The following is a 12815-nucleotide window of genomic DNA, read 5'->3' as shown; positions in this document are numbered from 1 at the left end:
CGCGGACATTACGGTGCTTCACGCGACAGATTCCTGTTTCCGCCGCGACCTAAGCGCAACATGCGACACATTCAAGACAAAATTTCAGGCCTACATTTGCAATACGAATATGAATGTCTTTGATTTGAGATTTTTTATCCCGCATACTCTGGGAAATATATCAGACGCATTGTTTTTACATTATCGATCATCTTAGCCGGAATAATGCCACCATAGCCCTGTCGGCCGCCGACCCGGCACGGGCCGGGGATGATCCGCCCCGACGCATCGCGACGATCACGGCCCTCAACCGCGACCGTCCCGCGCCGCACGCAGATCGGTCTGTCGCGGCGGAGGGCGCTCCCGGATCCCACAGGGAGCGGCGCCCCCGGCGGAAACGCCCCGCCCGCGAGATGCGGCAAAATGCTCACCCGCGCTTAAGGATGAAAATCTAACCTCGCACCCAACATCGATCCGACCCGGTTCGGATCGGGTGCAGCAGAGGATCGGACGACGCGGATGGATATGCAGGTGCCGGCCCGGTCCGGGCGCGAGGCGAGCGAGCTGGAACAGCGCCGCCTGTGCAAGATCGCTTCCTCGCCGCACGCCTATGTCCGGGGCAGCACCGCGCAGTTCTACGACCTCATTGCCGCCATGCCGGCCGGCACCCTGCCGGAGGGGCCGCCGGTCTGGATCTGCGGCGACGCGCATCTCGGCAATCTCGGCGCCGTCGCCGGCCCCGACGGGCGGATCGACATCCAGATCCGCGACCTCGACCAGACCCTGGTGTCGAACCCGGCCTTCGACCTCGTCCGGCTGGCCCTGTCGCTCGTCACCGCCGCGCTCAACGCGACCCTGCCGGGCATCGTCACCGCCCGAATGATGGATGCCATGGCGGTGGGCTACGCCGACGGGATCCTCGATCCCGAACTGGCCGAGCGGGGCGTCGCCGAATCCGAGATCGTCGCCACCACGCGCCGCCGGGCGCTCGGCCGACGCTGGCGCCACCTGTCCCGGGAGCGGCTCAAGGGCAAGGATGCCCGCCTGCCGCGCGGCGACCGGTTCTTCGACCTCGACGCCGCCGAGCAGGAGGCGTTCGAGGCGCTGAGCCGCGACCCGGAGGTGCACCGGCTGGTCCTGGCGCTCGGCGGCGCCGAGGCCGGGGCGGGGATCCGGCTGCTCGATGCCGCCTACTGGATCAAGGGGTGCAGCTCGCTCGGCCGCCTGCGCTACGCCGGCCTGATGGAGATCGTGGGCGGCGACCGCCCGCATCTCGCCCTCCTCGACGTCAAGGAGGCGGTACCGTTCCTCGCCCCGGCCGCCCCGAGGGCCGACATGCCCGGCGACCCGGCCGCCCGGGTCGTGGCCGGCGCCCGCGCCCTGTCGCCGAATCTCGGCGACCGGATGGTCGCCACGCATTTCCAGGGCACCCCGGTCACGGTTCGCGAGCTGATGCCGCAGGATCTCAAGATCGACGCCGAGCAAAATTCTCCCGGGGGGAGGCGGTGCGGGTCTCCGGCCATCTCGCCGCCATCCTGGGCCGCGCCCACGGCCGCCAGATGTCGGCATCCGACCGCCAGGCCTGGAGCGACACCGTGCGCGCCCCCGGCCAGGGCCCCGACACCCCCGGCTGGCTCTGGTCCGCGGTGACCGACCTGATGGGCGCGCACCAGCGCGGCTACTTGGAGCATTGCCGCCGCATCGCCCGGGAAGAGCTGGCGGCCTGATTTTTTTGGGATTGGGTGGGCTGGCCGCGTTGAACGCTGGCCGGTCGCTATGACGGATGGTGCTGGTCGCAGGTCGCCCATCGCGAGCGGGCGGGTTTAACCATTTCGGGAAGAGGCGCGGGTCCCCTCTCCCGTGCGGGAGAGGGGGCCTGTCGCGCGCTGCATGAGCCCGTGCGGAGACGACCCGCGCACCTCACGAGACCGTGCGCGCCTCGACCTGACGAACCTCCCGCCACCACAACCGCGCCGCCGAAAAATCCCGCCCCGGGAGGCGCGTGCAAAGCTGCTCGAACCCGGCGCCGGTTGACACCACACCCGCCATCGCCAACACCTCGCGCCCGCCGCTTCCGGAGCGGCGAACCCGGGAAGACCTGTGACACGATGGCGGTGACGCGCACCTACCTCGACTTCGAGAAGCCGGTTGCCGAGCTGGAGGCCAAGCTCGAGGAATTGCGGGCGGTCGGCGAGCGCGACGGCGCCGTCTCGATCTCCGAAGAGGTCGGCCGGCTGGAGGCCAAGGCCGGCCAGGCCCTGGCCGAGATCTACGCGAGCCTCACGCCCTGGCAGAAGACCCAGGTGGCCCGCCACCCGCAGCGCCCGCATTTCGTGGATTACTGCGCCGGGCTGATCACCGAGTTCACGCCGCTCGCCGGCGACCGCAGCTTCGGCGAGGACGAGGCGATCCTGGGCGGCTTCGGCCGCTTCCGCGGGCGCCCGGTCCTGGTGCTCGGCCAGGAGAAGGGCGCCACCACCGAGGCGCGGCTGCGCCACAATTTCGGGATGGCCCGGCCCGAGGGCTACCGCAAAGCGGTCCGGCTGATGGAGACTGCCGACCGGTTCGGCCTGCCGGTGATCGCCTTTGTGGACACGGCCGGCGCCTATCCGGGCATCGAGGCCGAGGAGCGCGGCCAGGCCGAGGCCATCGCCCGCTCCACCGAGGCGTGCCTGGCGCTGGGCGTGCCCAACGTCGCCGTGGTGATCGGGGAGGGCGGCTCGGGCGGCGCCATCGCGCTCGCCACCGCCAACCGGGTGCTGATGCTCGAGCACGCGATCTACGGGGTGATCTCGCCGGAGGGCGCCGCCTCGATCCTGTGGCGCGACCAGGGCCGGGCTCACGAGGCCGCCACCGCCATGAAGATCACCGCCCAGGACCTGCTGCGGCTCGGCGTCATCGACGGCATCATCCCGGAGGCCACCGGCGGCGCGCATCGCGACCGCGAGGCGGCGATCCGCGGCGCGGGCGACGCCATCGCCGAGTCGCTCGCCCAGTTCGAGGGCCTGACCCCGGTGGAGATCCGCGACCGCCGCGCCGAGAAATTCCTCGCCATCGGCCGGACCCTGTGAGTCCGACGGCCGAAACCTTTGACGTTCGAGGCGTTCGGCCGTCGGCAAGCGCGAATGCGCGTCGCCGCAGGTGCGGCGGACCGTCCTGGAGGCGTCAGCCGCCAGGGCGAACCGTATGAGTTCCCCCGGCGCGACGGGCGGCCTGCTCGGCGCCCTCGGGCGGCTCCTCGGGCGGCGCGACGCGCGCGAGCCGGGCGGGCACAACCACGTCTCGCTCGGCTGCAACTGCCAGATGGCGCACGTGCTCAAGACCCTGGACCTGCGCCATTGGTCCGGCCCGCTGGACTGGATTTTCTCCATGCCCGGCATGGTCCGGGACTGCCTGGACGACGATTTCGCCGCGCTCACCGACCGGGACCAGCTCGAGAGCATCCCGGAAGCGGAGCGGCGCGGCCCCGACATCTGGCGCGGCCGGCACCGGCTCTACCGGGAGCGGCACGGGCTCGAATGCGTGTTCAACCACCATGACCCGGCGGCGAACGCGGCGGATTACGCCTTCCTGACCGAGGGCGTGCGCCGCCTGCGCGTGGCCCTGGACACGCCCGGCACCGAGAACCGGTTGTGGATGATGACCCATCTGCACACGCCCCGGGAGACGATCGAAGCGATCGACGACCTCCTCGGCCGCCGGGCGAGCCGCAACCACCTGACCTTCCTGCAGCTCCAGCCGGAGCATCCCGGGGTGGCGGTGGTGGAGGCCGCGGACCTCCGGCCGACCTTGCGCTGGCTGACGATCCAGACCCGCTCGACCCCAGTCGGCCTGCGCCTCGCCGACCCGGCCGAGGACGCGCAGCTCGTGGAGATCATCCGCACCGAGGCGGCACGGCGGCCGGTTTTGTTCGCGTAGGGCGCGATCGCCCCGGGGCCGGGCTCCCTGTATGCCAGATCTCCCCCTCATCCTGAGGCGGCGTCGCGAAGCGAAGCCCTCGAAGGCGCCCTCCAGCCAAGCGGCGCGATCCCCGGAGCCCGCCTTCGAGGCTCACTGCGTTCGCACCTCAGGATGAGGGGGTGGGTGGGAATGTTTCGGCGCGGCAGCCACCGGGTCCAGCCTCTTCGGCCTGAAACAACCGCGCGCTCACGAAATCCACGAAGGCGCGCAGCCGGGCCGACATGTGCCGCCCGGACGGCCACAGGATCGAGAACTGGCCGGGATCGGTGAGGTACGGGTCGAGGATCCGGATCAGGCTGCCAGCGCGCAGGGCCGACTCCGCCAGGAAATCCGGCATGCAGCCGATGCCCAGGCCGCCGATCGCGGCGGCGCGCAGGGCCTCCATGTTGTTGCAGGTGAGCGCGGTGCGCAGGCCCGCGGGCGGCGGCTCGGCGAGGGTCCAGTCCTGCAGCTTGCCGGATGTTGGGAAGCGGAAGCGCAGGGCGGCGTGGCCCGCGAGCTCGGCCGGGTGCCGGGGCGTGCCGGCTCGGTCGAGATAGGCCGGCGCGGCGCAGAGCACGAACCGGAACGGGCCGAGGCGCCGGGCCATAAGGCGCGAATCGACCAGGCTGCCGCTGCGGATCGCGGCATCCATGCCGGATTCCACCAGGTCGACCTGGCGATCGTTGAAATCGAGCTCGAGCTCGATCTCGGGATAGAGCGCCCGGAACTCCGGCAGCACCGGCAGCAGGAAGCGGTAGCCGACGATCGGCAGGCTGATCCGCAGGATGCCGCGCGGCGCCAGCCGGCTCTGCGTGACCAGCGCCTCGGCCTCGCGCAGGTCGTCGAGGATCGCCCGGCAGCGGGCCTGCAGCAGGGCGCCCTCCTCGGTGAGCGAGACCCGCCGGGTGGTCCGGTGGAACAGGCGTACCCCGAGTTCCGCCTCGAGCCGCGCCACGGCCTTGCCCACCGCCGAGGCCGACAGGCGCAGGTCGCGCCCGGCCTCGACGAAGCTCAACCGCTCCGCGCTGCGCACGAAGGCCGCGATGTCGCCGAGGCTGTTCATGCCGGGCGATTAGAGCGCCCTGATCCGGAATGAAAGGACCAGGCGCGGGATTAACGGCGCCGGTTCCGCGAGCGAGGGTCCCGGCCCGTCCCGACCGGAGCCCGTCCATGCCCGACACCCCGCAACCCGCCCCGACGGGCGACCCGCTGGTCCTGGCCGCGATCTGCCTCGCCGCCCTGATCCTGCCGCTCAGCTTTTCCGCCGGCGCGGTGGCGACGCCGTCCATCGGGCGCGAACTCGGCGGCTCGCCGGAGGCGCTGACCTGGATCACCAACGGCTTCATGCTGACCTTCGGCAGCCTGCTGATGGCGGCCGGGACCCTGGCCGACCGCTACGGCCGCAGGCTGGTCTTCACGGCGGGCGTGGCGACCGTCACCGGGTTTTCCCTGGCCCTGGGATTCGCCCCCGCGCTCTGGGTGGTCGACCTGCTCCGGGCCGGGCAGGGAATCGGCGCCGCCGCCGCTCTCGCGGGCGGCACCGCGGCGCTCGCCCAGGAATTCGACGGCCATGCCCGCACCCGGGCCTTCAGCCTGCTCGGGACCACCTTCGGCGTCGGCCTGGCCTTCGGCCCGATCGTCACCGGCGTCCTGATCGCCGGCGCCGGCTGGCGCGCGATCTTTTGGGTCGGCGCGCTGGTGGGCGCGGCCGCGCTGGTGCTCGGGCCGCCGCGGATGCGCGAGACCCGCGACCCGCAAGCCCGCAGCCTCGACTGGCCGGGGACGGTGAGCTTCACCGCGATGCTCACCGCCCTGACGGTGGCGGTGATCGAGGCGCCGGGCCGCGGCTGGGACAACCCGGCGCTGCGCGGACTGCTCGCGGCCGCCGCGCTGCTCCTCGCAGCCTTCGTGATCATCGAGACCCGCGCCGCCCGGCCGATGCTCGACCTCCGCCTGTTCCGCTACCGGCGCTTCGTCGGCGTGCAGATGCTGCCGGTCGCGACCTGCGCGGGCTTCGTGGTGCTGCTGGTGCTCCTGCCCCTGCGCTTCATCGGCATCGAGGGCCGGAGCGAGATGGAGGCCGGGTTCCTGATGCTGGCGCTCTCGGCGCCGATGCTGGTCGTCCCGATGGCGGCCGCCGCCCTGGCCCGGCGCGTCCCGCCCGGCCTGCTCTCGGGGCTCGGCCTGCTGGTGGCGGCAATCGGCCTGGTCTGGCTCGGCTTCATCGCGATCGGCAGCCGCGCGGTTCTGGCGCCGATGCTGCTCATCGGCCTGGGCAGCGGCCTGCCCTGGGGCCTGATGGACGGCTTGTCGGTCGCCGTCGTGCCCCGGGAGCGCGCCGGCATGGCGGCGGGCATCTTCGGAACGGTCCGGGTCGCCGGGGAGGGCGTGGCGCTCGCCCTGGTCAGCGCGGCGCTCGCCGGCCGCATCGCGGCGGAGCTGCGCCGGATCCCGGGCCTGCCCGACGCGTCCCGCGCACAGGCGGGCCAGCGCCTGGCGGTGGGGGATCCGGACGCCGCCCGGGCGCTGCTGCCCGGCCTCGACGACGCCACCCTGACCCAGGCCTACCAGGCGGCCTTCACCACCCTGTCCTGGACCCTGGCCGCCCTCACAATCGCCTGCGCCTTGGCGGTGCTCGCGCTGCTCGCGGCGCCGCTCACCCCCCGCGCATCCGCTCCGCCAGAAAATCCACCAGCACCCGCACCCGGGCCGGCATGGCCGGTCCGCCCACGAACACCGCGTGGATCGCCTCGCGGTCCTGGGGATTGAACGGCTCCAGGAGCGGCACCAGCCGGCCGGCGGCGAGGTCGTCGGCGACGTGGAAGGTCCCGACCCGGGTGATGCCGACGCCGCCGAGCGCCAGCTGCACCAGGGTCTCGCCGTTATTGGCCGCGATCGTACCGCGCACCGGCAGGATGACGTCGCGCCCCGCTTCGCGGAACGGCCAGCCGGGCTCGCTCCGGCGGAAGGTGAAGTCCAGACAATTGTGGTCGGCGAGGTCGGCGGGCCGGCGCGGGGTCCCGGCCCGGGCGAGATAGGCGGGGGCGGCCACCACGGTCCGGCCGGTCTCGCCCAGCCGCCGGGCGGTGAGCGGGCTGTCGGCCAGGGGGCCGAACCGGATGCCGATATCGGCCCGGCCGCCGAGCACGTCGGCGATCTCGTCGCTCAGGTCGATCTCGACCACGATGCCGGGATGGCGGCTCACGAACGCCCCGAGCAGCGGCACGATCACCAGCCGGCCATGGGCGGTGGCGGCGCTGACCCGGACCCGCCCGCGCGGGCAGCCCCGGTCGGACAAAGCTGTCTCGGTCTCGTCGAGATCGGCCAGGATGCGCCGCGCCGCACGCCCGTAGGTCTCGCCTTCGGCGGTGAGGCGCAGGGTCCGGGTGGTCCGGACCAGGAGCTGCACGCCGAGCCGTGCCTCGATCCGGGCGACGACCCGGCTCACCGCCGAGGGTGTGAGCCCGAGCCGGCGCGCCGCCCCGGACAGGCTGCCAGCCTCCGCCACCGCCACGAACACGGCCATGTCCCCGGCGCGATCGGCCTTGTCGCGCAGCATTCGTGACACCCCCGCACAGATCTCGGTCCCGCCGACGGACTACTCCCCGCGCGCCGAATTCGCCACGTGCGGGTCCGGAACAATTGGAGCCCCCTCATGGCGATCAATCCTCCCCTGTTGGCCCTGGCGATCGGCGCCTTCGGCATCGGCGTCACGGAATTCACCCCGATGGGCATGCTGCCGCTCATCGCCGGCGATCTGAAGACCTCGATTCCCGCGGCCGGTCTCGTGGTCAGCGCCTACGCGCTCGGCGTCCAGGTCGGGGCGCCGGTGATGACGCTGGCCGCCGCGCGGGTGCCCCGGCGCCGGCTGCTGGTCGGGCTGATGGCGATCTTCACCCTCGGCAACCTGCTCGCGGCCGTCGCCGACAGCTACGCCATGCTGGTCGTCGCCCGGCTGGTCACCGCGCTGAACCACGGCGCCTTCTTCGGCATCGGCTCGGTGGTGGCGGCCGGGATCGTGCCGCCGGAGCACCGGGCCGCCGCGGTGGCGTCGATGTTCTCGGGGCTGACGGTGGCGACGATCGGGGGCGTGCCGCTCGCCGCCTGGATCGGCGAGGTGCTCGGCTGGCGGGCGGCGTTCTGGGGCATCGCGGGCGTCGGCGTGGTCGCCATGCTGGCCCTGCGCCTCGCGCTGCCGGAGCTGAAGGTCGAGGCCCGGGACGATATGCGGGCCGAGTTGCGCGTGCTCGGGCGCGGCCCGGTGCTCGCCGCCCTGGCACTCACGGTGGTCGGCGCCAGCGCGATGTTCACGGTGTTCACCTACATCGTGCCGATCCTGCGGACCGAGACCGGCGCGACGACGCCGTTCATCACCGCGATGCTGATGCTGTTCGGGGTCGGCCTGACAATCGGCAACTGGCTCGGCGGAAAGCTGGCCGACCGCTCGGTGGACGGCACGATCATCGGGTCGCTGGTGGGGCTGGTCGTGGTGTTGGCCCTGTTCGCCTGGGGCATGCGCCTGGAGGGCGGCGCGGCGCTGCTGATCCTGCTCTGGGGCGTGGCGAGCTTCGCCCTGGTGCCGCCCCTGCAGATGCGGGTGATGGAGAAGGCCGGCGGAGCGCCCAACCTCGCCTCGGCGATGAATATCGGCGCGTTCAACCTCGGCAACGCGATCGGGGCGGCCGTGGGCGGCGGCGTGATCGATGCCGGGCTCGGCTACACGACCGTGCCCCTCGCGGGCGCCGCCCTGGCGGCGCTGGGCCTCGCCTTCCTGCTGTGGCTGCGCCGGGACGGACGGGTACGCGCCACCGCGGCGGCGAGCTGCGGATGATCTCTTCGGATCAGGGGCCTGCAGCCACCCTTGGAGGTCCCGGATTCAAAAGGTCCGGGACCTTTTGCGGGTCCAGGGCAGAGCCCTGGGTCGAGCGTAGCTCGATGCCATCGGGGCTCCGCCCCAAGACCCCGCCAAAGGGCTGAGCCCTTTGGAAACCCGGTCCGTCAGTGCATGGTGCGCAACAGAGCTACGATCGCGCCGACGATGATGAGGGATGTGCGTCTGAGCAGCCTACGAAGCCGTGGGGAAAGAATTTTCGTCGCCGCAGATCCGGCCCAAAAGGCCTTCTCCCGCAGGCCCGGCAGCATCGCCGTCCACCGGAGACTCCGGTGCAGTGTTGCACCCGGGCGCTTGCGGTAACAAAGGTGCAAGCTTAACGAGCCTATTGGGTTGGGGAGTGGCCCCCGATGTCGGCTATCAAAAGGCCGTCGGGGGCACGAAGACGACGAGGTTCCCCATGACGGCGCGTCTCGCGACTGCGCGACTGCTGGCGGCCGCTTCCCTGCTGGCCCTTGCTCTGGCCGGCTGCCAGGACGGCTCCGGGATCAGCGGCCCGACCGCGCGCAGCATCGCGCCGATCGCGCCCCAGACGCTGGCCCTGATGCAGACCAAGGGCATGCAGCAATCCGACCCGATCCTGATCCGCGCCTACAAGAAGGAAGCGGAGATGGAGGTCTGGAAGCGCGGCAGCGACGGGCGCTACGCCCTGCTGAAGACCTACCCGATCTGCCGCTGGTCCGGCCAGCTGGGCCCGAAGGTCCGCGAGGGCGACCGGCAGGCGCCGGAGGGGTTCTACACGATCACCCCGGGGCTGATGAACCCGAATTCCTCGTACTACCTCTCGTTCGACACCGGCTTCCCGAATGCCGTCGACCGCGCCAACGGCCGCACCGGCAAGTACCTGATGGTCCACGGCACCTGCTCGTCGGCGGGGTGCTTCGCCATGACCGACGCCACCATCGCGGAGATCTACGCGGTGGCGCGCGAGGCGTTCATCGGCGGGCAGCGCAGCTTCCAGTTCCAGTCCTACCCGTTCCGGATGACGGCCCAGAACATGGCCAAGTTCCGCAACGACCCGAACATGCCGTTCTGGCAGAACCTCAAGGAGGGCTCGGATTATTTCGAGGCCCTGCGTGAGGAGCCGAAGGTCGGCCAGTGTGGCACCAAATACGTGTTCGGCGGCTCGGACGCGGCGGCCGGCTCGTGCAAGCCGAAGGTCGACCCGGTCGTGGCCGAGAAGCGCGAGCGCGACGAGCGCGAGGTCGCCGAGCTCGTGGCCAAGGGCACCCCGGCGGTGCGGGTCGTCTACCAAGATGGCGGCCAGAACCCGGTGTTCCGCCCACAGAACAATGCCAGCGCCTTCGCGAGCCTCGGCGGCACCGAGACGGTGCTGCCCTACGACGCCAAGGAGTTCGGCCGGCACAATCTCGGCGATGTCAGCCGGCCCGAGACCCTGGCAGCCGGGCCGCAGGAGATCGAGATCGGACCGAAGGGCCAACCGACCATGATGGCGGCCGCCGAGCCGGCGCCGTCCAAGGCCGCCGCCAAGCCCGTCCGGGGCCAGAAGCCCGCGGTCGCGACGCTCATGGCCAACCGGGCCGAGCCCGACCGGGTCGAAACCACCGCGTCGGTCTCCGAGAAGCCGGCCCGGATCGCGGTCGCCGATGCCGACGGCGATCCGGCCAGCTACCAGAAGCTGCTCGGCTCGCTGTTCGACAAGGAGAAGCCCGCCCCCGCCACCCCGGCGGTGGATGCCGCCGTGGTGCCGGACGCGGCCAAGCCGGCGCAGGCCGCTGGGGCGGTCGCCCCGAAAGCGGCGGCCAAGCCGCACCCGGTGAAGACCGCCAAGGTCGAGGCGAAGGCCGAGACCAAGGCCGACGCAAAGCTCGCCCTGCGCAAGGGCGAGCCGGAGGCCAAGGCCAAGCCCTGATCGGCTGCCGGGGCCGGCGACCGGGATTTGGCAGGGGCGCGCTCCCGGCCTACGGTCACCCATGAACGACTTCCAGCCGGGCCTCGACGAGACGGATGCGCGGCGGCTCGCGGAGCGTCACGTCGAGGCGATCCGCGAGCACGGGGGGATCTTCGTCGACGCGGTGCGGCTCACCCGCATGCCGATGATGGTCACGGATGCGGCCCTGCCGGGCAACCCGATCATCTTCGCCAACCAGGCCATGGTGGAGCTGTCGGGCTACGATCCCGAGGAATTGCTCGGGCAGGACCCGCATTTCATGAACGGGCCCGGGACCGACCCCGCGGCGATCCGGGATTACGAGGCGGCGATCCGCGAGAGCCGCAGCGCGACCCTGGAGATCGAGCAGTACCGCAAGGACGGCACGCGCTACCGGGCGATGCTGTTCGCGAGCCCGCTGGATGACGGGCAGGGCAGCGTCACCAACCATTTTCTCTCGTACCTCGACATCACCCGGCGCTTCGACGCCGAGACGCGGCTGAAGGCGCTGGCCGCCGAGCTGGAGGAGCGCGTCGCCGAGCGGACCCGCACGCTGGAGGCGGCCAACGACCGGCTGACGAAGCTCGCGGCCGAGCGCGAGATGCTGCTGGTCGAGGTGAACCACCGGGCCAAGAACAGCCTGTCGATCGCCGGGGCCCTGCTGCGCCTCCAGGGACGACGCCACCCCGATCCGGCCGTGACGGCCCTGTTCGACGAGACCCAGGAGCGGCTCAACGCCATGGCGCGGGCGCATGATCTGCTGAGCCGGTCGGACCATGTCCAGCAGGTCGATGCCGGCCGCTACGTCACCGACCTGTGCACCGCGCTCACCGCGATGGCCGACGGCGACGACCGCATCCGCCTGGACGCGACCGTGGAGCCGGGGATCGCGATCAGCGCCGACACGGCGATCCCGCTCGGGTTGGCGCTCACCGAGCTCATCACCAACGCGATCAAGTACGCCTTCCCGTCCGGCCGCTCCGGCACGATCGCGGTCGGGCTCCGCCGGGACCGGCCGGGCCGGGTCGCGCTGGCGATCCGGGACGACGGGGTCGGGATGGCTGGCCCGCGCGAGGGGTCGCTGGGTTTCAGCCTGATCCGGTCCCTGGTTCAGCAGATCGACGGCACGCTCGACATCCGCGGCGACGCCGGCGTGCGCGTGACGATCACTTTCCCGGATCTGCCGCCCGCCACTTGAGGCGGCCCGTCAGAGCAGCGGCCGCTCGCGGTTCATCAGCCAGAGGGCGTGGACCGTGCCGGGCAGCCAGCCCAGCACCCAGAGCAGGATGTTCAGCAGGAACTGGATGCCGAACCCGGTGGTGACGAGCACCGCCACCGGCGGGATGAAGATCGCGAGCAGGATACGAACGAGGCTGGACACGGGCACTCCGGGGCTCAGAGCCTGAGGGATTCCGGCTCAAACGAAGCTCGGCCTTGTCCGTTCCCGGGGGAGGGGTGCCGTGCGGCTCGTGCCACACCCTCTTCGTCATTCCGGGGCCGCGCAGCGGAGCCCGGAATCCAGATCCGCCGCGGCGTCCGAAAGAGTTCGGCGCGCGGCTGCTCGATCCTGCAATCGCGGAGTTTCTGGATTCCGGGCTCGCCTGCAGCGCCCCGGAATGACGGGGTGGGTGTCATTCAGGCTTGCGAGAAAATGGGCGATCTCGTCTGATCGACCCGTCATCGGAATCCGGCCGCGCATGGCCTACCATGTCTACATGCTCGCAAGCCGCCTGCACGGCACGCTGTATATCGGCGTCACCAACAACCTGGCCCGCCGGGTCCACGAGCATCGGAGCCGGCACAGCCCCAGCTTCACCGCGACCTACGGCGTGACGCGGCTCGTCTAGTACGAATCCTACGACCGCATCATCGAGGCGATCGAGCGCGAGAAGGCGCTGAAAAAGTGGCGCCGGGATTGGAAGATCCGGCTCATCGAGGAGATGAATCCGGATTGGTCGGACCTGTACGGTACGCTCGCCGGTTGGACCGGCTGACGCCGACGGCGCTTGTCGAATCCTCCCCGTCATTCCGGGGCGCCGCAGGCGAGCCCGGAATCCAGAACCGCCGCGGTTGTAGGACTCTCAGCCGCCGCGTTCCGACGGATTCGGATCA

The 12815-nt window shown here is 71.4% G+C and carries 9 protein-coding genes and 2 pseudogenes; 8 read left to right on the top strand and 3 right to left on the bottom strand.

Going from position 1 to position 12815, the window contains the following annotated elements:
- The first annotated feature begins 498 nt into the window (after positions 1-498).
- The 3 genes and pseudogenes from BMZ47_RS18855 (at position 499) to BMZ47_RS18845 (ending at position 3897) form a co-directional block, all read left to right on the top strand.
- Positions 499-1706 (top strand): annotated as a pseudogene (locus BMZ47_RS18855) (DUF2252 family protein).
- Positions 1707-2087: 381 nt separating this feature from the next.
- Positions 2088-3050: an acetyl-CoA carboxylase carboxyltransferase subunit alpha gene (locus tag BMZ47_RS18850; protein WP_007560969.1), complete on the top strand. Its 963-nt coding sequence runs from the start codon at positions 2088-2090 to the stop codon at positions 3048-3050.
- Between the two features lie 115 nt (positions 3051-3165).
- Entirely contained in the window at positions 3166-3897 is a 732-nt protein-coding gene (locus BMZ47_RS18845; RefSeq protein WP_091863776.1) for a DUF1796 family putative cysteine peptidase, read from the top strand.
- Positions 3898-4045: 148 nt separating this feature from the next.
- Here BMZ47_RS18845 and BMZ47_RS18840 read toward each other — a convergent pair whose 3' ends face one another.
- The gene (locus BMZ47_RS18840; protein ID WP_091863775.1) at positions 4046-4984 is read right to left on the bottom strand and encodes a LysR family transcriptional regulator; all 939 of its coding nucleotides are present in this window, start codon (positions 4982-4984) and stop codon (positions 4046-4048) included.
- Between the two features lie 107 nt (positions 4985-5091).
- Here BMZ47_RS18840 and BMZ47_RS18835 point away from each other — a divergent pair, with 107 nt between their 5' ends.
- Positions 5092-6690, top strand: a complete 1599-nt coding sequence (locus tag BMZ47_RS18835; RefSeq protein ID WP_091863774.1) for an MFS transporter — start codon at positions 5092-5094, stop codon at positions 6688-6690.
- Here the strand turns inward: BMZ47_RS18835 and BMZ47_RS18830 are convergent.
- Positions 6578-7480 (bottom strand): LysR family transcriptional regulator, encoded by a 903-nt coding sequence (locus BMZ47_RS18830; protein WP_091863773.1) that lies wholly within the window; start codon positions 7478-7480, stop codon positions 6578-6580. The genes BMZ47_RS18835 and BMZ47_RS18830 overlap by 113 nt on opposite strands.
- Before the next feature lie 96 nt (positions 7481-7576).
- Between BMZ47_RS18830 and BMZ47_RS18825 the strand changes: the two genes are divergently transcribed.
- The 3 genes from BMZ47_RS18825 (at position 7577) to BMZ47_RS18815 (ending at position 11901) form a co-directional block, all read left to right on the top strand.
- Complete coding sequence (locus BMZ47_RS18825; RefSeq protein WP_091863772.1) at positions 7577-8752, top strand: MFS transporter; 1176 nt, start codon at positions 7577-7579, stop codon at positions 8750-8752.
- Between the two features lie 460 nt (positions 8753-9212).
- Positions 9213-10685 carry a L,D-transpeptidase family protein gene (locus tag BMZ47_RS18820; RefSeq protein WP_091863771.1) on the top strand — a complete coding sequence of 491 codons (1473 nt, stop codon included), beginning with the start codon at positions 9213-9215 and terminating at the stop codon, positions 10683-10685.
- 61 nt (positions 10686-10746) lie between these two features.
- Positions 10747-11901: a sensor histidine kinase gene (locus BMZ47_RS18815; protein WP_091863770.1), complete on the top strand. Its 1155-nt coding sequence runs from the start codon at positions 10747-10749 to the stop codon at positions 11899-11901.
- A gap of 9 nt (positions 11902-11910) precedes the next feature.
- Here BMZ47_RS18815 and BMZ47_RS18810 read toward each other — a convergent pair whose 3' ends face one another.
- Positions 11911-12084 carry a YqaE/Pmp3 family membrane protein gene (locus BMZ47_RS18810; protein ID WP_091863769.1) on the bottom strand — a complete coding sequence of 58 codons (174 nt, stop codon included), beginning with the start codon at positions 12082-12084 and terminating at the stop codon, positions 11911-11913.
- Between the two features lie 316 nt (positions 12085-12400).
- Between BMZ47_RS18810 and BMZ47_RS18805 the strand changes: the two are divergent.
- A pseudogene (locus BMZ47_RS18805) lies at positions 12401-12697 on the top strand (GIY-YIG nuclease family protein).
- Positions 12698-12815: the final 118 nt, after the last annotated feature.

Source organism: Methylobacterium brachiatum (assembly GCF_900113845.1).
GTDB classification, from domain to species: Bacteria; Pseudomonadota; Alphaproteobacteria; order Rhizobiales; family Beijerinckiaceae; genus Methylobacterium; species Methylobacterium brachiatum.
The sequence above is the reverse complement of the archived record's forward strand: the minus strand, read 5'-3'. Positions and strand labels throughout refer to the sequence as shown.